The organism is Serratia sp. JKS296, assembly GCF_900215445.1.
GTDB classification, from domain to species: Bacteria; Pseudomonadota; Gammaproteobacteria; order Enterobacterales; family Enterobacteriaceae; genus Serratia; species Serratia marcescens.
In genome coordinates, this window is record NZ_OCMX01000001.1 from 1,132,207 (window position 1) to 1,153,058 (window position 20,852).

Annotated in this window: 21 protein-coding genes; 18 read left to right on the plus strand and 3 right to left on the minus strand. The window is 61.0% G+C overall.

Going from position 1 to position 20,852, the window contains the following annotated elements; all coding sequences use genetic code 11:
* Positions 1-22 precede the first annotated feature (22 nt).
* Entirely contained in the window at positions 23-1,933 is a 1,911-nt protein-coding gene (locus tag CRO23_RS05355; RefSeq protein WP_016929772.1) for an NAD(P)/FAD-dependent oxidoreductase, read from the plus strand.
* Positions 1,930-3,114, plus strand: a complete 1,185-nt coding sequence (locus tag CRO23_RS05360) for a cytochrome c (protein ID WP_097101517.1) — start codon at positions 1,930-1,932, stop codon at positions 3,112-3,114. Before CRO23_RS05355 ends, CRO23_RS05360 begins: the two co-directional genes overlap by 4 nt.
* 37 nt (positions 3,115-3,151) lie before the next feature.
* Here CRO23_RS05360 and hmpA read toward each other — a convergent pair whose 3' ends face one another.
* The gene (gene hmpA / locus CRO23_RS05365; RefSeq protein ID WP_016929770.1) at positions 3,152-4,342 is read right to left on the minus strand and encodes an NO-inducible flavohemoprotein; all 1,191 of its coding nucleotides are present in this window, start codon (positions 4,340-4,342) and stop codon (positions 3,152-3,154) included.
* Between the two features lie 357 nt (positions 4,343-4,699).
* On the opposite strand from hmpA, the gene glyA reads away from it, so the two are divergent.
* On the plus strand, positions 4,700-5,953 hold the full coding sequence (gene glyA / locus CRO23_RS05370; RefSeq protein WP_004941389.1) for a serine hydroxymethyltransferase: 1,254 nt from the start codon (positions 4,700-4,702) through the stop codon (positions 5,951-5,953).
* Between the two features lie 156 nt (positions 5,954-6,109).
* Entirely contained in the window at positions 6,110-7,255 is a 1,146-nt protein-coding gene (locus CRO23_RS05375) for a 3-phenylpropionate MFS transporter (protein WP_016929769.1), read from the plus strand.
* Here CRO23_RS05375 and csiE read toward each other — a convergent pair whose 3' ends face one another.
* The gene (csiE, locus tag CRO23_RS05380; RefSeq protein ID WP_097101520.1) at positions 7,256-8,521 is read right to left on the minus strand and encodes a stationary phase inducible protein CsiE; all 1,266 of its coding nucleotides are present in this window, start codon (positions 8,519-8,521) and stop codon (positions 7,256-7,258) included.
* A gap of 182 nt (positions 8,522-8,703) precedes the next feature.
* Here csiE and CRO23_RS05385 point away from each other — a divergent pair, with 182 nt between their 5' ends.
* Both CRO23_RS05385 and CRO23_RS05390 read left to right on the plus strand, forming a co-directional pair.
* Complete coding sequence (locus tag CRO23_RS05385; RefSeq protein WP_028127507.1) at positions 8,704-9,339, plus strand: DUF1007 family protein; 636 nt, start codon at positions 8,704-8,706, stop codon at positions 9,337-9,339.
* Positions 9,330-10,352 (plus strand): nickel/cobalt transporter, encoded by a 1,023-nt coding sequence (locus tag CRO23_RS05390; RefSeq protein WP_016929766.1) that lies wholly within the window; start codon positions 9,330-9,332, stop codon positions 10,350-10,352. Before CRO23_RS05385 ends, CRO23_RS05390 begins: the two co-directional genes overlap by 10 nt.
* A 56-nt stretch (positions 10,353-10,408) precedes the next feature.
* Here CRO23_RS05390 and suhB read toward each other — a convergent pair whose 3' ends face one another.
* On the minus strand, positions 10,409-11,212 hold the full coding sequence (suhB, locus tag CRO23_RS05395) for an inositol-1-monophosphatase (protein ID WP_004941400.1): 804 nt from the start codon (positions 11,210-11,212) through the stop codon (positions 10,409-10,411).
* Positions 11,213-11,331: 119 nt separating this feature from the next.
* Here suhB and trmJ point away from each other — a divergent pair, with 119 nt between their 5' ends.
* From trmJ to ndk, 12 genes are all read left to right on the plus strand, one after another.
* Complete coding sequence (trmJ, locus tag CRO23_RS05400; RefSeq protein ID WP_015378781.1) at positions 11,332-12,066, plus strand: tRNA (cytosine(32)/uridine(32)-2'-O)-methyltransferase TrmJ; 735 nt, start codon at positions 11,332-11,334, stop codon at positions 12,064-12,066.
* A gap of 193 nt (positions 12,067-12,259) precedes the next feature.
* Positions 12,260-12,754, plus strand: a complete 495-nt coding sequence (iscR, locus tag CRO23_RS05405) for a Fe-S cluster assembly transcriptional regulator IscR (protein WP_004941404.1) — start codon at positions 12,260-12,262, stop codon at positions 12,752-12,754.
* A gap of 54 nt (positions 12,755-12,808) precedes the next feature.
* Entirely contained in the window at positions 12,809-14,023 is a 1,215-nt protein-coding gene (gene iscS / locus CRO23_RS05410) for a cysteine desulfurase (protein WP_016929764.1), read from the plus strand.
* 24 nt (positions 14,024-14,047) lie between these two features.
* The gene (iscU, locus tag CRO23_RS05415; RefSeq protein ID WP_004941408.1) at positions 14,048-14,434 is read left to right on the plus strand and encodes a Fe-S cluster assembly scaffold IscU; all 387 of its coding nucleotides are present in this window, start codon (positions 14,048-14,050) and stop codon (positions 14,432-14,434) included.
* A gap of 54 nt (positions 14,435-14,488) precedes the next feature.
* Complete coding sequence (gene iscA / locus CRO23_RS05420) at positions 14,489-14,812, plus strand: iron-sulfur cluster assembly protein IscA (RefSeq protein WP_004941410.1); 324 nt, start codon at positions 14,489-14,491, stop codon at positions 14,810-14,812.
* Between the two features lie 62 nt (positions 14,813-14,874).
* On the plus strand, positions 14,875-15,396 hold the full coding sequence (gene hscB / locus CRO23_RS05425) for a co-chaperone HscB (protein ID WP_043138098.1): 522 nt from the start codon (positions 14,875-14,877) through the stop codon (positions 15,394-15,396).
* A gap of 32 nt (positions 15,397-15,428) precedes the next feature.
* Entirely contained in the window at positions 15,429-17,279 is a 1,851-nt protein-coding gene (hscA, locus tag CRO23_RS05430; protein ID WP_097101522.1) for a Fe-S protein assembly chaperone HscA, read from the plus strand.
* A gap of 2 nt (positions 17,280-17,281) precedes the next feature.
* A complete protein-coding gene (gene fdx / locus CRO23_RS05435) occupies positions 17,282-17,617 on the plus strand; it encodes an ISC system 2Fe-2S type ferredoxin (protein WP_004941417.1) in 336 nt (111 codons plus the stop codon).
* A gap of 32 nt (positions 17,618-17,649) precedes the next feature.
* Entirely contained in the window at positions 17,650-17,850 is a 201-nt protein-coding gene (iscX, locus tag CRO23_RS05440; protein WP_006327336.1) for a Fe-S cluster assembly protein IscX, read from the plus strand.
* An 83-nt stretch (positions 17,851-17,933) separates the two neighbouring features.
* Positions 17,934-19,229, plus strand: a complete 1,296-nt coding sequence (pepB, locus tag CRO23_RS05445) for an aminopeptidase PepB (RefSeq protein ID WP_165604735.1) — start codon at positions 17,934-17,936, stop codon at positions 19,227-19,229.
* Between the two features lie 88 nt (positions 19,230-19,317).
* Entirely contained in the window at positions 19,318-20,148 is an 831-nt protein-coding gene (gene sseB / locus CRO23_RS05450; protein ID WP_028127504.1) for an enhanced serine sensitivity protein SseB, read from the plus strand.
* Between the two features lie 161 nt (positions 20,149-20,309).
* Positions 20,310-20,735 (plus strand): nucleoside-diphosphate kinase, encoded by a 426-nt coding sequence (gene ndk / locus CRO23_RS05455; RefSeq protein ID WP_004941424.1) that lies wholly within the window; start codon positions 20,310-20,312, stop codon positions 20,733-20,735.
* Positions 20,736-20,852: the final 117 nt, after the last annotated feature.

Consider the following 20,852-nt stretch of genomic DNA (forward strand, 5'->3'; position numbering starts at 1 on the left):
TAAAAATTGAAAGGAAGCCTATATGGGTATCACCAGACGAGATTTTCTCAACGGAGTGGCGATCACCATCGCCGCCGGGTTGACGCCGCTGCAAATCTTGCGCGCGTCGCCGCAAACCGCCAATCAAACCCTGTACTATCCGCCGGCGCTGACCGGGCTGCGGGGCAATCATCCGGGCTCGTTCGAGCATGCGCACCAGCTGGGGCGCGACGGCAAAACCTTTGATTTCGGCAGCGTGCCCGCCGTTGAAGAGTTCGATCTGGTGGTGGTGGGCGCCGGCATCAGCGGGCTGGCGGCCGCCTGTTTCTGGCAGCAGCTGAAAGGCGAGCAGCAGCGCATTCTTTTGATCGACAACCACGACGACTTCGGCGGCCACGCCAAGCGCAACGAGTTCAACAGCGACGACGGCATGCTGCTCGGCTACGGCGGCAGCGAATCGCTGCAGTCGCCGCGCTCCAACTTCAGCCCGGTGGCGATGGGGCTGCTGCGCAAGCTCGGCGTCGATATCGACCAACTGGAGCAGGCTTTCGACACCACCTTCTACCCGGATTTGAATTTGAGCCGCGGGGTTTACTTCGATCGCAAGAACTTCGGCGTCGACAAGGTGGTGAGCGGCGATCCGGGCCGCACGGTGGCGGACGACATTCCGCGCGATCGCCTCAACGGCCGCTCTTATGAAGCGTTCATCGGCGATTTCCCGCTGCCGGAAAGCGATCGCCAGGCGCTGATCGCACTGCACACGGTGGAGAAAGACTATCTGCCGGAGATGACGCTGGAGCAGAAGGTCGACTGGCTCGACAGCCACAGCTACACCCAGTTCCTGCGCGAGAAGGTGGGCCTGAGCGAACTGGCGATCCGTTATTTCCAGCAGACCACCAACGATTTCCAGGCGGTGGGCATCGACGGCACGTCGTGCAGCGATGCGCGCATTTGCGATCTGCCGGGCCTGAACGGCATGAATCTGCCGCCGCTGGACGAAGAGTCGCAGGCGGATCTCGACGATCCTTACGTGTTCCACTTCCCGGACGGCAACGCCACGCTGGCGCGCCTGATGGTGCGCCAACTGATCCCGGCGGTGGCGCCGGCCGGCAAGGACATGAACGACGTGGTGCTGGCTAAATTCGACTACAGCCAGCTCGATCGGCCGGAATCGCCGGTGAAGCTGCGTTTGAACAGCACCGGGCTGCACGCGGCCAACGTCGGCGACAAGGTGGAAGTCACCTACATGACCGGCGAGAAGATGACCAAAGTGCGCGCCGGACAGGTGGTGATGGCCGGCTACAACATGATGATCCCGTATCTGGTGCCGGAGATGGCGCACGAGCAGCAGGAGGCGCTGAAGCAGAACGTCAAGGCGCCTCTGGTGTACAGCAAGGTGGTGATCCGCAACTGGCAGCCGTTCATCAAGCTGGGCGTGCACGAGGTCTATTCGCCGGCCGCGCCGTACAGCCGCGTGAAGCTGGATTATCCGGTGAGCATGGGCGGCTATCAGCACCCGCGCGATCCGGATCGGCCGATCGGCCTGCATATGGTGTATGTGCCGACTCTGCCGGGCAGCGGCCTCAGCACGCGCGAACAGTCGCGCAAAGGGCGCGCGCTGCTGCTGGGCACGCCGTTCGAAGTGCACGAACAGATGATCCGCGAACAGCTGCAGGGCATGCTGGGCGAGGCCGGTTTCGATCATCAGCGCGACATTCAGGCGATCACTGTCAACCGCTGGTCACACGGTTACTCCTACTTCCTTAACGGGCTGTTTGATGACGAAGACGAAGCCAAGAAAATCATCGAAACGGCGCGGCAGCCGATCGGCAAGATCGCTATCGCCAACTCCGATGCCGACTGGAGCCCGTACGCCAACTCGGCGATCGATCAGGCGTGGCGTGCGGTGAATGAACTGGCCTACGGCAAGATTGCCGCCAAGGAGGGAGCATGAGTCTGCGCTCGCTGTACCTGTTGAGCCTGCTGGCCGCCGGCGGTTCTGCCCAGGCGATGTCGGCCGGGGAATACGTCGCCAAAGCCGGTGACTGCACCGCCTGCCATACCGCGCCGGGCGGCGCAGAATTGGCGGGCGGCATGAAGTTTCCGACGCCGCTCGGGGCTATCTACGCCACCAACATCACGCCGGACAAGCTGCACGGCATCGGCGCCTATTCGTTCGAGGAGTTCGATCGCGCCATGCGTCAGGGGGTGGCCAAAGACGGCCACCGGCTCTACCCGGCGATGCCGTACACCTCGTACGCCAAAATGAGCGCGGAAGACATGCGCGCGCTGTATGACTATCTGATGAATGAGGTGCCGGCGCAGAACGTCGCCAACCGGGACAGCGACATCAGCTGGCCGCTGTCGATGCGCTGGCCGCTGGCGGTGTGGAATCAGCTGTTCCACGACGACCAGCCGTATCAGGCGGATCCGCAGCAAAGCGCCGAGTGGAACCGCGGCGCTTATCTGGTGCAGGGCGCGGGCCACTGCGGCAGCTGCCATACGCCGCGCGGCTGGGCGATGCAGGAGAAGGGGCTGGACGGTAAGGAACCGGTGTTCCTGAGCGGCGCCGAGCTGGACGGCTGGTACGCCTCCAATCTGCGCGGGCTGCCGCCGGAAGAGGTGACGGCGCTGCTGAAGACCGGCCGCAGCCGCCATGCGGCGGTCGCCGGGCCGATGAGCGATGTGGTGACCCACAGCACGCAGTACCTCAGCGACGGCGATCTGAACGCCATCGCGGTGTACCTGCGCAGCCTGGCGCCGGACACCGCCGCCAAAGCCGCTGCGCCTGTCGTGCAGGCGGATAATTCGGGCGGCAAGGCGACCTATGCGATGTACTGCTCGACCTGCCACGGCAATAAAGGTGAAGGCACCGACTTCGCCATTCCGGCGCTGGCGGGCAACGCCACGGTAACGGCGGACAATCCGCTGACCGCGCTGCGGGTGGTGCTGGAAGGGGCGCATACGCCGATCACGCAGCAGGCGATGGCGTTCGACATGCCGGCTTACGGCTGGGCGTTGAACGATCGTCAAGCGGCGGATCTGATGAGCTATCTGCGGGGAAGCTGGGGCAACCAGGCGGCGCCGGTGACGGTACAGCAGGTCCAGGACGCGCGCCAACTGCAGGCGAAATGAAGAGGGAGCGCGGTCTGACGGCCGCGCTCCGCACGCATTACAGCACTTTATGCGGGCCGAAGCATTCGTAGTGGATGCGCTCGGCCTCTACCCCCATCTCCAGCAGCTGTTTGCCCACGAACTGCATGAAGGCCACCGGGCCGCAGAAGTAATAGTGCATCTGCGGATCGGCCAGGCTGCCTTGCAGCGCGCTCAAATCCATCAATCCGCGGCTGTGGTAGTCGCGGCCTTCCACGTCATCGGCACCCGGCTCGCGGTACCACACATGGCGGCTCAGATTCGGCATGCGCCCGGCAATATCCGCCACTTCATCGGCAAAGGCGTGCACGCTGCCGTTTTCCGCCGCGTGCAGCCAGTGGACCTGCGCCTGATGTTGGCTGTCGTGCAGGGTGTTGAGCATGCCGAGCATTGGGGTTTGGCCAACGCCGGCGGAGATCAGCGCCACCGGCGTAGTCGGCGTCACGTCGAGGAAGAAGTCGCCGTGCGGCGGGGCGATGTAGATCACGTCGCCTTCCTGCGCCTGCTGGTGCAGGTAGTTGGACACTTTACCCTGATCTTCACGCTTCACCGCGATGCGGTAGAACTCGCCGTTCGGCGAGGTGGTCAGCGAGTACTGGCGAATTTCCTGATGCTCCAGGCTGTCGTGCTTGATGTAAACCGCCAGGTATTGCCCCGGTTTGAAGTCCGCCACCCGGCCGCCGTCCACCGGTGCCAGCACGAAGCTGCAGATCACGTCGCTCTGCGGCTGTTTCTTCAGGATGCGGAATGCGCGCAGATCGCGCCAGCCGCCGTTGTCGGTTTCGCTCTGCTGATAAATCTGCTCTTCACGCTGGATAAATACGTTGGCCAGCACGCCGTAGGCTTTGCCCCAGGCGTCCAAGACTTCCTGGCCCGGGCTGAACATTTCGTCCAGCGTCGCCAGCAGGTGACCGCCGACGATTTGGTACTGCTCCGGCTGGATATTGAAGCTGGTGTGCTTCTGCGCGATGCGCTCCACCGCCGGCAGCAGCGCCGCCAGGTTCTCGATGTTGGCGGCATAGGCGCAGATGGCGTCGAACAGCGCCTGACGCTGATCGCCGTTGCGCTGATTGCTCATATTGAAAATGTCTTTCAATTCCGGGTTGTGGGCGAACATGCGATCGTAAAAGTGGGCGGTCAGCTTCGGCCCGGTTGCTGCCAGCAGGGGAATGGTGGATTTCACGGTGGCGATGGTTTGGCTATCCAGCATGGGGGCGCTCCTTGGGTTGGGATCTTGACGACAATTGTAATGATGTATTTTAAATGCATCTTATTGGGTTCCGCGCCGCTTGTAAATACCCTTGTTTTCGTTGCGGTGTTCTTCGGGCGTCGATCGCGCTCACAGAACATGAAAAAAGCGCATTGTTCGCATGAGGAAATGTCCGTTGATAAACGGGAGCGTTTCGCGGATCAAAGCCTTGCGCCGCCTTAAGCCAATCGTTTGCGTAAAAACCTCTGTCAAGACCTATCTTCGGTAGGGCGAAACGGTTTACACTGTGACCCAGAACCCAAACGGGTAGTTATTTGGTGATTTTTTAGTTAGCTGATTTAAGTCAGGAGATGCCGGATGTTAAAGCGTGAAATGAACATTGCCGATTACGATGCGGAACTGTGGCGTGCCATGGAGCAGGAAGTGGTGCGTCAGGAAGAGCACATCGAGCTGATCGCGTCTGAGAACTACACCAGCCCGCGCGTAATGCAGGCTCAGGGTTCCCAGCTGACCAACAAATACGCTGAAGGCTATCCGGGCAAGCGTTACTACGGCGGCTGCGAATACGTGGATATCGTTGAGCAGTTGGCTATCGACCGCGCCAAAGAGTTGTTCGGCGCCGATTACGCCAACGTGCAGCCGCACTCCGGCTCCCAGGCTAACTTCGCCGTTTACACCGCGCTGCTGCAGCCGGGCGACACCATTCTGGGCATGAACCTGGCGCACGGCGGCCACCTGACCCACGGTTCCCCGGTTAACTTGTCCGGCAAACTGTATAACGTGGTGCCTTACGGCATCGACGACAAAGGTCAAATCGACTATGACGATCTGGCCAAACAGGCGCAAACCCACAAGCCGAAAATGATCATCGGCGGCTTCTCCGCCTACTCTGGCGTGGTTGACTGGGCCAAAATGCGCGAAATCGCCGACAGCATCGGCGCTTACCTGTTCGTCGACATGGCGCACGTGGCCGGCCTGATCGCCGCCGGCGTGTACCCGAACCCGGTGCCGCACGCGCACATCGTCACCACCACCACCCACAAAACCCTGGCGGGCCCGCGCGGCGGCCTGATCTTGGCGAAGGGCGGCGACGAAGAGCTGTACAAGAAGCTGAACTCCGCCGTGTTCCCTGGCGGCCAGGGCGGCCCGCTGATGCACGTGATCGCCGGCAAGGCGGTGGCGCTGAAAGAAGCGATGGAGCCTGAGTTCAAGGTTTACCAGCAGCAAGTGGCGGTCAACGCCAAGGCGATGGTGGAAGTGTTCCTGCAGCGCGGCTACAAAGTGGTCTCCGGCGGCACCCATAACCACCTGTTCCTGCTGGATCTGGTCGACAAAAACCTGACCGGTAAAGAAGCTGACGCCGCCCTGGGCCGCGCCAACATCACCGTCAACAAAAACAGCGTGCCGAACGATCCGAAGAGCCCGTTCGTTACCTCCGGCGTGCGTATCGGCACCCCGGCCGTCACCCGTCGCGGCTTCAAAGAAGCCGACGTGCGCGAACTGGCCGGTTGGATCTGTGATGTGCTGGACAACATCAACGATGAAGCCACCATCGAACGCACCAAGAAGAAAGTGCTGGATATTTGCGCCCGCCTGCCGGTTTACGCCTAATCCCGCTTTCGCCTGACAAAACCCGCTGCGGCGGGTTTTTTTATGGCCGCTTGCGGCAAACTGTGAGCTGTCTGGCACTCTAACGCATTGAAGTGGAATGAAGATTGCGGGCCGGTGTGAGCTCTGTCAAAGTATTGCCCTCACACCGGAGGGATCATGGTTCTGCAATCCACGCGTTGGCTCGCGCTCAGTTATTTCACCTACTTTTTTTCCTACGGCATTTTCTTACCGTTCTGGGGCGTGTGGCTGAAAGGCGAGGGCATCGCGCCCGAAACCATCGGCATATTGCTCGGCGCCGGTTTGGTGGCCCGCTTCCTCGGCAGTTTACTGATTGCTCCCCGCGTTAAAGATCCCTCTCATCTGGTCGCCGCCCTGCGCCTGCTGGCGCTGCTGACCCTGGCTTTCGCGGTTGGCTTCTGTTTCGGCAACGGTTGGGGCTGGCTGATGCTGGTGATAGCGGGGTTCAACCTGTTCTTCTCGCCGCTGGTGCCGCTGACCGACGCGCTGGCCGCCACCTGGCAAAAGCAGATCCGCATGGACTACGGCCGGGTGCGGCTGTGGGGCTCGCTGGCGTTCGTCATCGGCTCGGCGCTGACCGGGCAACTGGTGGCGGTGTGGGGCCATAACGCCATTCTCTACAGCCTGATCCTCAGCGTGCTGGCGATGCTGCTGGGCATGCTGCTGAAGCCGAGCGTGATGCCGCAGGGCGAAGCGCGCACGCACGGCGGGGCCGAGCGTTCGCTGTGGGCGCTGCTGAAAGAGGGGCCGGTGTGGCGCTTCCTGCTGTGCGTCACGCTGCTGCAGGGCGCGCACGCCGGCTACTACAGCTTCGGCTCCATTTACTGGCAGGAGGCGGGCTATTCGGCCTCGACCATCGGTTATCTGTGGTCGCTGGGCGTGGTGGCGGAAGTGATTATTTTCGCCAGCAGCAACGTGCTGTTCCGCCGCTGGAATGCGCGCAACCTGCTGCTGCTTTCCGCCTGTTGCGGCGTGTTGCGCTGGAGCCTGATGGCCTACAGCACCGAGCTGGGTTGGCTGCTGCTGATCCAAATCCTGCACTGCGGCACCTTCACCGTCTGCCATCTGGCGGCGATGCGCTTTATCGCCGCGCGCCAGGGGCAAGAGGTGATCCAACTGCAGGCGGTGTATTCGGCGCTGGCGATGGGCGGCGGCATCGCCGTCATGACGGTCATTGCCGGGTTCCTGTTCGAACATTGGCAGGGCGGGGTGTTCTGGGTGATGGCGGCGGTCGCGGTGCCGGCCTTGTTCATCCGGCCGCCGGCGGTCAGCGTCAGCCGGTGATTAAGGGGCTTCCAGCAGCGCGCGGATGGCCTGGCGCTGGCGGTTTTCCAGCGGCAGTTCGGTATAGATCAGCGGCGGGTGCGGAGCGCTGTGCACCGCCGCGTAGGGGGTGATCACCAGCGTGACGCCCTGCGGCGCTCCGCCGCACAGATAGTCGCTCAGCGGCAGATATTTGATGTTCAGCGGCAGCAGCGTGAGCTCGCGGATCTGATATTCCACCTCCTCTTCCAGCTGCGGGTTGTCCAGCGTCAGCAACAGCACCTGTTTTTCCTGCAGCGCGTTGTCCTGCATCAGCCAGGCGCCGAAGCTGATGGCCACCAGGCCCGCCTCCTCGTTGGAAAAATGCACGCCGTACTCCTGTTCCAGCGGTTTCAGCGCTTCCTGCGTGGTGCGCATCAGCCGCGGGTATTTGCGCACCACGTCTTCCAGCAGCATATTGTCGATGCCGATGGCGAAACGGCAGCGCTCCAGCGCCGGCGCCAGGTGGGCGAACAGCTGGCTGACCAGCTCCGCCTTGTTGCTGAAGGCCATGTCGGAAAGCTGCTGGAAACGCTCGACCATGCTGTCGATCGCCGTCATCAACCGCTGCTCTTGCGCCGAGTCATTGCTGTGGTAGCTGTGATTTTTCAACAGGGTGAAGGTCAGCGCCAAAAAATCGCGCTCGTCTGCCTGCGGCGGCTGGTTAAACAGCTGATTGCAGGCCTGATGCAGCCAGGCGGCGGCTTGCTGCTCCGGTTTTTGTCGCAGCCAGTCGCGTTGAACGGCGTCGAAACGCGGATGCTGCTGCAGGCGATTTTGCCAGGCGCAGTAGAGCAGGTAATGCTGCAGAAATTGGCGGTCGCGCGCGTCGAAGTGGCGGTTAAGCAGCGGCCCGCAGGCGTCGATCGCCTCCGCCAGCGCAGACGTCGGGACGGCATCGGCCGCCAGCGCTTGCCTCAGGCGCGGGGCGAAGTCGCTTTCGACAAACAGCGGGCTGCAGCGCAGCGCCCGCCGCAGCCAATGGATCAGGCACAGGCGTTGGTCAAGCGCGCTGCCCCGCAGTTGGTAGCCATGGTCGGGATCGACGGCGATCTCCAGGTGATGGAAACGCTGGATTTCACTGGCTACCTCGGCTATATCTTGCCGGGTTATCGGGGGGGCGACGCCGTTGATTCGGCTTAGGGTCTCCAGTTGTAACTCGGGCTCCGGCGTGTACAGCATCAGCAGCAGATGGCAGCGCCGTTGTTGTCCGGAGAGCGCGGGCACGGGAGAGGTGTCCAGGCTCATTATCACCTTCCGGCATAAAAGGTTGCGATTATGCCTAAGCATAGCAAAAGGCTTTGCAACGTCAGGATGACAGCGCGGCTTTTACTTCGGCTTACAACTTTCGTCACAAATATCGCCGGGAGAGGCGGGCCGTTCGGCAGTTATTTGTGTTACGTTATAACAAATGCAGGTAAGACAGGATAATGATGAAGTTACGTCGTCTTTTGGCTGCTTTCGGCGCCGTGTTCAGCGCCGGTGCGATCGCGCATCCACACAGCTTTATCGACATGAACACCACCTTTGTCGCCAAGGACCAGCGGCTGGTCGGCCTGAAAATGGTGTGGGTGATGGATGAAATCACCTCGGCGGATCTGCTCTACGATGCGAAAAACGCCAAGAGCGATTCGGAAGTATGGAAAAAGCTGGCGGCGGAAGTGATGGCCAATGTGCTGGGGCAGCACTATTTCACCGATCTTTACCGCGACGGCAAGCCGGTGAAATACCTGAACTTGCCCAGCGAATATCACCTGTCGCGCCAGGGCAACCAGGCGGTGCTGGAGTTCGTGCTGCCGTTGGCCGAACCGCAGCCGCTGGCGGGCAAGCCGTTCGAACTTTCTACTTACGATCCGACTTATTTCGTGGATATGACCTATAAAGATCAAAATGCGCTGCATTTGCCGCCGGAGATGGCGCAGCAGTGCAGCTACAAGCTGATGACGCCGCAGCCGAATGCGTCGCTGCAGGCCTATGCGCTGTCGCTCGACAAGAACGACTCGCCCGGTGAAGACCTGGCGCTGGGGCAGCAGTTCGCCCAGCGGGTGACGCTGCAATGTCGCTGAATCTCTCGCAACCGACGACGAGCCGGCGCCACTGGGCCTTCGGCCTGTGGCCGCTGCTGCCGTTTACGCTGGCGCTGGCGGCCGCCGCGCTGCTGGCGTGGCACTATTGGCCGCAGCTGCTGATGCAGAGCGTGGTATGGCAAAAAGCGCTGCACCAGCAGATGGCGGGGCTATTGCAGCAGGTGAAGGCCGCGCCGCAGCAGGCCGGGCTGGCGCTGATGCTGTTCAGCCTCGGCTATGGCGTCTTGCATGCGCTCGGCCCCGGCCACGGCAAAGTGGTGATCGCCACCTATCTGGCCACCCATCCGGCGCGGCTGAAAAGCAGCCTGAAGCTGACCTTCGCCGCTTCGCTGGTGCAGGGCGGGGTGGCGATCGCGCTGGTCACGTTGATGCTGGTGGTGTTACAGCTCTCTTCGCGCCAACTGCATCAAAGCAGTTTCTGGCTGGAGAAGGGCAGTTTTATCCTGGTGATGCTGCTTGGCGTGCTGCTGAGTTGGCGCGCGCTGAAACGCCTGTTTGCGGCGATCAAGGCGATGCGCCCGGCGCCGGCGCTGCGCATCAACAGCCTGACACCGCTGGCGGCGGATCATGTGCACAGCGCCAATTGCGGCTGCGGCCACCGGCATCTGCCGAGCGACAGCGAGCTGCAGGCGGGAAGCGATTGGCGCACTCAGGCCGCCATCGTGCTGGCGATGGGCATGCGTCCCTGTTCGGGAGCGATTTTGGTGTTGCTGTTTTCCAAGGTGATCGGCGTGTTCGGCTGGGGAGTGATCTCCGCGCTGGCGATGGCGTTCGGCACCTCGTTGACCATCTCCATGCTGGCGCTGCTGGTGCATTACAGCCGCCGGCTGGCGGTGCGCCTCAGCCGTTCGCGCGCGCCCGCCGCCTGGAGCGCGGTGGCCTGGGGGGCGCTGGCGCTGGCCGGCGGTCTGATCCTGTTGGCCGCCGGGCTGTTGCTGTACGTCAGCGCGCAGCCGGAATTCGGCGGCGGCATCCGCCCCTTCTCCCGCTAACGGGCATAAAAAAAGCGCTGCATCGGCAGCGCTTTTTTTCGATTCGCTTCTGGCGATTAACGCTTCAGCGCTTCGCTCAGTTCTTCACGCATGGTGGCCAGCATGGCTTTCACCACGCGCGGGTTGCCTGCGACCACGTTGCCGGAGCTGAAGTGATTGTGGCCGCCGACGAAGTCGGTGACCAGGCCGCCGGCTTCACGCACCAGCAGTTCGCCTGCGGCGAAGTCCCACGGCTTCAGGCCGATTTCGAAGAAACCGTCCACGCGGCCGGCGGCGACATAGGCCAGATCCAGCGCAGCGGAACCGGTGCGGCGGAAGTCCGCGCACTGGGTGAACAGCTTGCCGACGATATTGATGTAAGGCGTGGCGTGCTGTTTGACTTTAAACGGGAAGCCGGTCGCCAGGATGGTGCCATCCAGATCTTTGGCGTTGGTGCCGCGCAGACGGTAACCGTTGAGCTGTGCGCCCTGGCCGCGCGTGGCGGTGAACAGTTCGTTGCGCATCGGATCGTAAACCACGGCCACTTCGGTACGGCCTTTGATGCGTACGGCGATGGAAACGGAGAAATGAGGGAAACGTTTGATGAAGTTTGCAGTGCCATCCAGTGGATCGATCACCCATTGCACATCGCGATCTTCGCCGATCAGCTCACCGCGTTCTTCGCTCACGATACTGTGTTGCGGATAAGACTTGCGGATGACGTCGATGATCAGATGCTCTGCATCGCGATCGACGTTGGTGACGAAGTCATTGGTCCCTTTCTGGCTCGCTTCTACAGCGTCCGGGGTTTCGTAGTTTTTGGCAATCAGGTTACCGGCCTTGCGCGCAGCGCGCACGGCGATAGTCAGCATCGGATGCATGGGTATCTTCCAACTAGGATGTTAAAGAACAGGAAACGGCGCGAAGTATAGCAGCTGTTCGGCAAATTGCCTACGGCTGTGTTAAGATGCTGCGATTTTCCGCCACGCTCAGAGTTTGTATGCTGCACAATATCCGCATTGTTCTGGTAGAGACTTCACATACCGGCAACATGGGCTCGACCGCCAGAGCCATGAAAACCATGGGTTTAACCAACCTTTATCTGGTTAATCCGCTGATCAAACCCGATTCTCAGGCCATCGCCCTGGCCGCCGGCGCCAGCGACGTGATCGGCAACGCCACTATCGTCGATACCCTCGATGACGCCATCGCCGGCTGCAGCCTGGTGGTGGGCACCAGCGCACGTTCTCGCACCTTGCCGTGGCCGATGCTGGAGCCGCGCGAATGCGGCGTGCGCGCGGTGCACGAGGGCGAGCACGCGCCGGTGGCGCTGGTGTTCGGCCGCGAACGCGTCGGGCTGACCAACGATGAATTGCAAAAGTGCCACTACCACGTCGCCATTCCGGCCAACCCGGACTACAGCTCGCTGAACCTGGCGATGGCGGTGCAGATCCTGGCGTACGAAGTGCGCGTGGCTTACCTCGATCGCCAACAGGCGGGCGCGCCGCAGTTGGAAGAGACGCCGTATCCGCTGGTGGACGACCTCGAGCGTTTCTATCAGCATCTGGAGCAGACGCTGCAGCGCACCGGCTTTATTCGCCCGTCGCATCCGGGCCAGGTGATGAACCGCCTGCGTCGGCTGTTCACCCGCGCGCGCCCGGAAGGGCAGGAGCTGAATATCCTGCGCGGCATGCTGACGTCGATCGAGAAACAGGATAAACATCAAGGTAATTAATTGATGTGGCATAACGGTGGGTGACAATAGTATTAGTTATCCAAAGGTTATAACATGTATTTTATATACCTTTGTTCTTGCTAAGTTCAAAACGTGCTAATACTTGAGTTAATTACTGGGTTAAATAGTTGACTGTTTTACTCAGGAATGTCAGACTTTCGGCCATATTTGACCAACAGGTAACCATTGAGCTATGAGACTGACATCCAAAGGCCGTTATGCCGTAACCGCTATGCTCGACGTAGCGCTGCATTCCCAGGAAGGGCCGGTGCCACTGGCGGACATTTCCGAACGCCAGGGTATTTCGCTCTCTTATCTGGAACAATTATTCTCCCGTCTGCGCAAGAATGGCCTGGTGGCCAGCGTGCGCGGCCCGGGCGGTGGTTATCTGCTGGGTAAAGACGCGGGTGAGATCGCCGTTGGCGCTGTCATCACTGCCGTCGATGAATCGGTAGATGCAACCCGTTGCCAGGGCAAAGAAGGCTGTCAGGGCGGCGATCGCTGCTTGACCCACGCCCTGTGGCGCGATCTGAGCGAGCGCATCAGCGGGTTCCTGAACAACATTACGCTGGCAGAACTGGTCAACAACCAGGAAGTGCTGGTGGTGGCGGATCGTCAAAACAACGATACGCGCCGCACGGCCAACGGCCGTCCGCAAGAAACTATCAACGTTAATCTGCGCGCATAAGCAGCTGGCGAAATTATTTTAGTTTTTGGAAGTGATGTACGGAGCACAAGAGCAATGAAATTACCGATTTATCTGGATTACTCAGCAACGACGCCGGTTGACCCGCGCGTTGCTGAGAAGATGATGCAGTTTTTGACCCTGGACGGCACTTTCGGCAACCCGGCTTCCCGTTCCCACCGTTTCGGTTGGCAGGCGGAAGAGGCGGTAGACATCGCCCGTAACCAAATCGCCGAACTGGTGGGCGCCGACCCGCGCGAAATCGTCTTCACCTCCGGGGCGACCGAATCCGACAACCTGGCGATCAAAGGCGCTGCCAATTTCTACCAGAAAAAAGGCAAGCACATCATCACCAGCAAAACCGAACACAAAGCCGTGCTCGACACCTGCCGTCAGCTGGAGCGCGAAGGGTTTGAAGTCACCTACCTGGCGCCGCAGAGCAACGGCATCATCAGCCTGCAGGATCTCGAAGCGGCGCTGCGCGATGACACCATCCTGGTCTCCATCATGCACGTCAACAACGAAATCGGCGTGGTGCAGGATATCGAAGCGATCGGCGAAATGTGCCGTGCGCGCGGTATCATCTACCACGTTGACGCCACCCAGAGCGTGGGCAAACTGCCTATCGATCTGAGCAAGCTGAAAGTCGATCTGATGTCGTTCTCCGGCCACAAAATCTATGGCCCGAAAGGCATCGGCGCGCTGTACGTGCGTCGCAAGCCGCGCATCCGCATCGAAGCGCAGGTACACGGCGGCGGTCACGAGCGCGGCATGCGTTCCGGCACCCTGCCTGTCCACCAGATCGTCGGCATGGGCGAAGCTTATCGCATCGCCAAAGAAGAGATGACCGAAGAGATGGCGCGTCTGCGCACCCTGCGTGACCGTCTGTGGAACGGCGTGAAAGATATGGAAGAAGTGTATCTGAACGGCGATCTGGAGCACGGCGCACCGAACATCCTGAACGTCAGCTTCAACTACGTTGAAGGCGAGTCGCTGATCATGGCGCTGAAAGACCTGGCCGTTTCTTCCGGTTCAGCCTGTACCTCCGCCAGCCTCGAGCCGTCCTACGTGCTGCGCGCGCTGGGCATGAGCGATGAATTGGCGCACAGCTCGATCCGTTTCTCCCTGGGGCGTTTCACCACGGAAGAAGAGATCGACTACACCATTCAACTGGTGCGTAAATCCATCGGCCGTCTGCGCGATCTGTCCCCGCTGTGGGAGATGTTCAAGCAGGGCGTGGACATCAACAGCATCGAATGGGCGCATCATTAATTCTCAGGTTTCAGGAGCAAGGTCATGGCTTACAGCGAAAAAGTAATCGATCATTATGAAAACCCGCGCAACGTGGGTTCTTTCGACAACGAAGATCCTACCGTCGGCAGCGGCATGGTAGGGGCGCCGGCTTGTGGCGACGTCATGAAGCTGCAAATCAAGGTTAACGATGAAGGCATCATCGAAGACGCGCGCTTTAAAACTTACGGCTGCGGTTCCGCCATCGCCTCCAGCTCGCTGGTGACCGAATGGATGAAAGGCAAGTCGCTCGATCAGGCTGAAGCGATCAAAAACACCCAGATCGCCGAAGAGCTGGAATTGCCGCCGGTCAAAATTCACTGCTCGATCCTGGCTGAAGACGCCATCAAAGCAGCGATTGCCGACTATAAGAGCAAGCATAGCGCCAAGTAATTTGTCTGAGTCGGCCCGGCTGCGCCGGGCTTTGATGTGAAGTGTGAGGTTGTGATGTCTATTACCATGAGCGACAGCGCTGCGCAGCGTGTTCAGGCGTTTTTGACGAACCGCGGCAAGGGTCTCGGTCTGCGTCTGGGAGTGCGAACTTCCGGCTGTTCCGGGATGGCGTACGTGCTGGAATTTGTTGACGAAGCCAACGATGACGACATCGTATTTGAAGACAAAGGCATCAAGGTGATCATCGACGGCAAGAGCCTGGTCTACCTTGACGGCACCGAGCTTGATTTCGTTAAGGAAGGCCTGAACGAAGGCTTCAAGTTCAACAACCCGAACGTCTCAAGCGAGTGCGGCTGCGGCGAGAGTTTCAACGTCTGACAGTCCATCGTGCTCCCCCGTTTCGGCGGGGGAACTTCATCCGCTAACGCCCAGAGCACGCTATGGATTACTTTACTTTATTCGGGCTGCCAGTTCGCTACACCGTGGACGGCAGCCTGCTTGCGTCCCGCTTCCAGGATCTGCAGCGCCAATTTCACCCCGATCGTTTCGCCAACCAGCCGGAGCGCGAACGCCTGATGGCGTTGCAGCAAGCGGCGACCATCAACGAAGCCTACCAGGCGCTGAAGCACCCGTTAAAACGCGCGGAGTATATGCTATCTTTGCACGGCTTCGATCTGGGCAACGAACAGCATACGATGCGCGACACCGCGTTTCTGATGGAACAGCTGGAGCTGCGTGAAGAGCTCGACGCCATTGAGCGCAAGCCGGAAGCGGAAAGCCTGCTGGCCGATTTCGGCGCGCGGCTGGCCACCTCCATCAAGCAGCGCAGCGCGCTGATGCTGCAGCAGTTGGACAGTGAACAGTGGGCGGATGCCGCCGACACCGTGCGCAAGCTGCGCTTTTTGGACAAACTCCAGCAACAGGTTGAACAACTCGAAGAAAAACTGCTGGGTTTTGAGTAACACCTTCTGATTCTGATTGTGGAAGCTTCAACATGGCCTTATTACAAATTAGTGAGCCTGGCCTCAGCGCCGCGCCGCACCAGCGACGTCTGGCCGCCGGCATCGACTTAGGCACCACCAACTCGCTGGTCGCCACGGTGCGCAGCGGGCAAGCGGAAACGCTGGCTGACGATCAGGGACGCCATTTGCTGCCTTCGGTGGTGCATTATCAGGCGGACGCGCAGCGCGTCGGCTGGGATGCGCGCCAACAGGCGGCGCAGGATCCGGCCAATACCGTCAGCTCCATCAAACGCATGATGGGCCGCTCGTTGGCGGACGTGCAGCAACGTTACCCGAACCTGCCGTATCAATTTCAGGCCAGCGACAACGGCCTGCCGCTGATCGTCACCGCCGCCGGCCCGGTTAACCCGGTCGGCGTCTCCGCCGACATCCTGCGGGCTCTGTCCGCGCGCGCGCAAGCGGCGCTGGAAGGCGAGCTGGATGGCGTCGTGATCACCGTTCCCGCTTACTTCGACGACGCGCAGCGCCAGGGCACCAAAGACGCGGCGCGTCTGGCCGGCTTGCATGTCCTGCGCCTGCTGAACGAACCGACCGCTGCGGCGATCGCCTACGGGCTGGATTCCGGCCAGGAAGGGGTGATCGCGGTTTACGATCTGGGCGGCGGCACCTTTGATATCTCCATTCTGCGCCTCAGCCGCGGCGTGTTCGAAGTGCTGGCCACCGGCGGCGATTCCGCGCTGGGCGGCGACGACTTCGATCATCTGTTGGCCGACTGGCTGCGTGAGCAGGCCGGCGTGGTCGATCGCAGCGATCACGGCGTGCAGCGCCAACTGCTGGATGCCGCCATCGCCGCCAAAATCGCATTAAGCGATGCCGACAGCGTGCGCGTTGAGGTGGCCGGTTGGCAGGGCGAAGTGACCCGCGCCCAGTTTGAAGCGCTGATCGCCCCGCTGGTGAAACGTACGCTGATGGCTTGCCGCCGCGCGCTGAAAGACGCCGGCGTCGCCGCCGACGAGGTGCTGGAAGCGGTGATGGTCGGCGGTTCCACTCGCGTGCCGTTGGTGCGTGAGCAAGTGGGCGCCTTCTTCGGCCGCACGCCGCTGACGTCGATCGATCCGGATAAAGTGGTCGCCATCGGCGCCGCGATCCAGGCCGACATTCTGGTGGGCAACAAGCCGGACAGCGACATGCTGCTGCTGGACGTGATCCCGCTGTCGCTGGGCCTCGAAACCATGGGCGGCCTGGTGGAGAAAGTGATCCCGCGCAACACCACCATTCCGGTGGCGCGCGCGCAGGAGTTCACCACCTTTAAAGACGGCCAGAGCGCGATGATGATCCACGTGCTGCAGGGCGAGCGCGAGCTGGTGCAGGATTGCCGTTCGCTGGCGCGCTTCACGCTGCGCGGCCTGCCGCCATTGCCTGCCGGGGGGGCGCACATTCGCGTCACCTTCCAGGTGGATGCCGACGGCCTGTTGAGCGTCACCGCGATGGAGAAATCCACCGGCGTGGAAGCCTCGATCCAGGTCAAGCCGTCGTACGGTCTGTCGGACAGCGAAATCGCCGGCATGATCAAGGATTCGATGGCCAACGCGCAAAGCGACGTGGGCGCGCGCAAGCTGGCGGAGCAACGAGTGGAAGCCGCGCGGGTGCTGGAAAGCCTGCAGGGCGCGCTGGCCACCGACGCCGCGCTGCTGAGCGAGGCGGAAAGCCAGGCGATCGCCGCCGCGACTCAGGCGCTGCAGCAGGCGGCGCAGGGTGAAGACCCCGCCGCTATCGAAGACGCCATCAAAACATTAGATGCACAAACGCAAGATTTTGCCGCGCGCCGCATGGACGCTTCCATTCGCCGCGCGCTGGCTGGCCATTCTGTGGATGAGGTTTAACCATGCCTAAAATTGTTTTCCTGCCCCATCAAGATCTGTGCCCGGAAGGGGCGGTTCTGGAAGCCGAAAAAGGGGAGTCGATCCTCAACGTTGCGCTGCGCAACGGCATTGAAATCGAGCACGCCTGCGAGAAATCCTGCGCCTGCACCACCTGCCACTGCATCGTGCGTGAAGGCTTCGATTCGCTGGAAGAGAGCAGCGAGCTGGAAGACGACATGCTGGACAAAGCGTGGGGGCTGGAGCCGGAAAGCCGTCTGAGCTGCCAGGCGCTGGTCGCCGACGAAGATCTGGTGGTCGAAATGCCGCGCTACACCGTCAACCACGCGCGTGAGCATTAATTGTTAGCCGCGGCGCCAACCAGGAGATCATAATGGGACTGAAGTGGACCGACAGCCGTGAAATCGGCGAAGCCCTGTACGACCAATACCCGGACACCGATCCGAAAACCGTGCGTTTTACCGACATGCATCAGTGGATCTGCGATCTGGAAGAGTTCGATGACGATCCGCAGGCTTCCAACGAAAAAATACTGGAAGCGATCCTGCTGGTCTGGTTAGATGAAGCGGAGTAAATAGCGTAACGGGCTGCCATGGGCGGCCCGTTTATTTTGTATCCGACAAGATTAATAAAAGAATAATCCGGAGTAAGAAGGCTATGACAACAGAATTCATGCAGGTCACGCTGTCGCAACAACCTGCCGACGCCCGCTGGGGCGAGAAAGCGCTGCTGAGCACCAACGGCGAAGGGATGACCATCCACCTGACCGGCGCCGACAAGCTGGGCGCGATCCAGCGCGCGGGCCGCAAAATTGACGGCCAGGGCATCAAAAACGTCAAGCTGGCCGGCGACGGTTGGGATTTGGAAAACAGCTGGGCGTTTTGGCAGGGCTACCGCGGGCCGAAAGGGCGGCGCAACGTCGAATGGGCCGAACTGCCGGAAGCCGCGCGTCAGGAGCTGGATAAGCGCCTGAAGATCGTTGACTGGGTGCGCGACACCATCAATATGCCGGCGGAAGAGCTGGGGCCGGAGCAACTGGCGACCCGCGCCGTCGATCTGATGTGCGACGTCGGCTGCGATGCCGTCAGCTACCGCATCACCAAGGGCGAAGATCTGCGCGAGCAGAACTATGCCGGCATCCACACCGTCGGCCGCGGTTCCGAACGCCCGCCGGTGCTGCTGGCATTGGACTTCAACCCGACCGGTAACCCGGATGCGCCGGTGTTCGCATGCCTGGTCGGCAAGGGCATCACCTTCGATACCGGCGGTTATAGCCTGAAACAGAGCGCCTTTATGGATTCGATGAAGGCTGACATGGGCGGCGCAGCGACCATCACCGGCGCGCTGGCGCTGGCGGCGGCGCGCGGTCTGAAGCAGCGCGTGAAGCTGTACCTGTGCTGCGCCGACAACATGGTCAGCGGCAACGCTTTCAAACTGGGCGATATCATTCGCTATCGCAACGGCAAAACCGTCGAGGTGATGAACACCGATGCGGAAGGGCGCCTGGTGCTGGCCGACGGTCTGATCGACGCTTCTGAGCAGAATCCGCAGCTGATTATCGACTGCGCGACCCTGACCGGCGCGGCCAAAACCGCGGTGGGCAACGACTACCACGCCCTGTTCAGCTTCGACGATGCGCTGGCGCAGGAGCTGCTGAGCAGCGCCGCCGCCGAGCAAGAGCCATTCTGGCGTCTGCCGTTGGCCGAGTTCCACCGCAGCCAGCTGCCGTCCAACTTCGCCGAGCTGAACAACGTGGCCGGCCCGGCCTACACCGCCGGCGCCAGCACCGCGGCGGCTTTCCTGTCGCACTTCGTCAAGAATTACCAACAGGGCTGGCTGCACATCGACTGCTCCGCCACCTACCGCAAAGGCGCGGTGGATCAGTGGTCGGCCGGCGCGACCGGGCTGGGCGTACGCACCCTGGCCAATCTGCTGCTGAGCAAAGCCAAATAATTGAACGCCCGCCGTGGCGGGCGCTAGAATGCGCATTATCTTCGGGGCCCAGCATGCTGGGCCTCGCTATTTGATCCTGGAGTTTGCCATGAGTGCCCATCATCACGATGCCGCCCCGAGCGAGAACGAACTTGAACGCCTGCTGAAGCTGGCGGTGACGGAGCCGGCCCACCGCCCGGCGTTCTTCCGTGAACTGCTCGATGCCACGGTGTTGATCCTCGGCGACAGCGAACAGGTGCAGCAGGACGGCGACATCACGCTGAACGCGGATACGCCGGTCAATATCCAGCATTGGGAAAAGCAGGACGGCGGCAGCATCATTCCGTTCTTCACCTCGCTGGAAGCGTTGCAGAAGGCCGTTGAGGACGAACAGCCGTTCATCGCCATGCCGGCGCGGGTGCTGTTCGAAATCACCCAGGGCGCGGATCTGTTCCTCAACCCGAAGGCGGAGTACGGCAAAGAGTTCTATCCGGAAGAGGTGGCGATGCTGCTGGCGACCGGCGGCGTCGTCAAACCGGTGGAGCATTACGTCGACAAAGAAACCCAAATCCTGTTGGGGCAGCCCGAAGAGTACCCGTCGGCGATGGTGGATGCGCTGACCACGCTGTTCAGCCAGCGCAAGCCGGTGCGCCGCGCGTTTCTGGCGCTGATGCACGACCAGGCGGCGGACGAGAAGCCGAATCTGCTGATCGGGCTGGAAGTGGACGCCGAGCCGGCGGAGATCGAGGCGTTGATCAACGAGGCCGGCAGCGTCGCCAGCGAAACGGCGCCGAATGACGAGCCGGTGGATTTCTGTCTGGTGTCGGAGAAAGAGCGCGGCATCAGCCACTACCTGATCGCCCATACGCAGCCGTTTTATCAGCGCCGCTGGGGCAGCTGGCTGCGCAATTTGATCCCGTCCACCGACAAAACCCAGTAACGCGGCGCGTGGTCGGAAATGCCGCAGGAAGATCATATTTTTTTAATGAAATGTTGATTTTCCCGTAGGCAAGCGTTAACGGCGCACATATAATCTGCGCCACTTGAGAAGGCCGGCAACATTGCAGACCGGCCTGTTTTGGAAGTCATACAGAGGCCATCATGACCGTAGAACGTACCTTTTCCATCGTTAAACCAAACGCTGTAGCCAACAACGACATCGGCGCTATCTACGCGCGTTTCGAGCGCGCCGGTTTCAAAATCATCGCCGCTAAAATGCTGCGTCTGACTCGCGAACAAGCTGAAGGCTTCTACGCTGAGCACAAAGGCCGCCCATTCTTCGACGGTCTGGTTGAGTTCATGACCTCTGGCCCAATCATGGTGCAGGTTCTGGAATCTGAAAACGCCGTGCAGCGCAACCGCGACATCATGGGCGCAACCAACCCGGACAACGCACTGGCCGGCACCCTGCGCGCCGACTACGCGGACAGCTTCACCGCTAACGCCGTTCACGGTTCCGACTCCGTTGAATCCGCACAGCGTGAAATCGCTTACTTCTTCAACGAAAGCGAAATCTGCGCACGTTAATCGTGCCGTTTCTGAGCTGATAGCCAGGCATTCACCGGCTGAAACAATAAAAATGCCCTGAATGCCTTTCAGCCATAGAAACCCGCTACTAAAATTTGTACAATGCCGCGCCCCTGA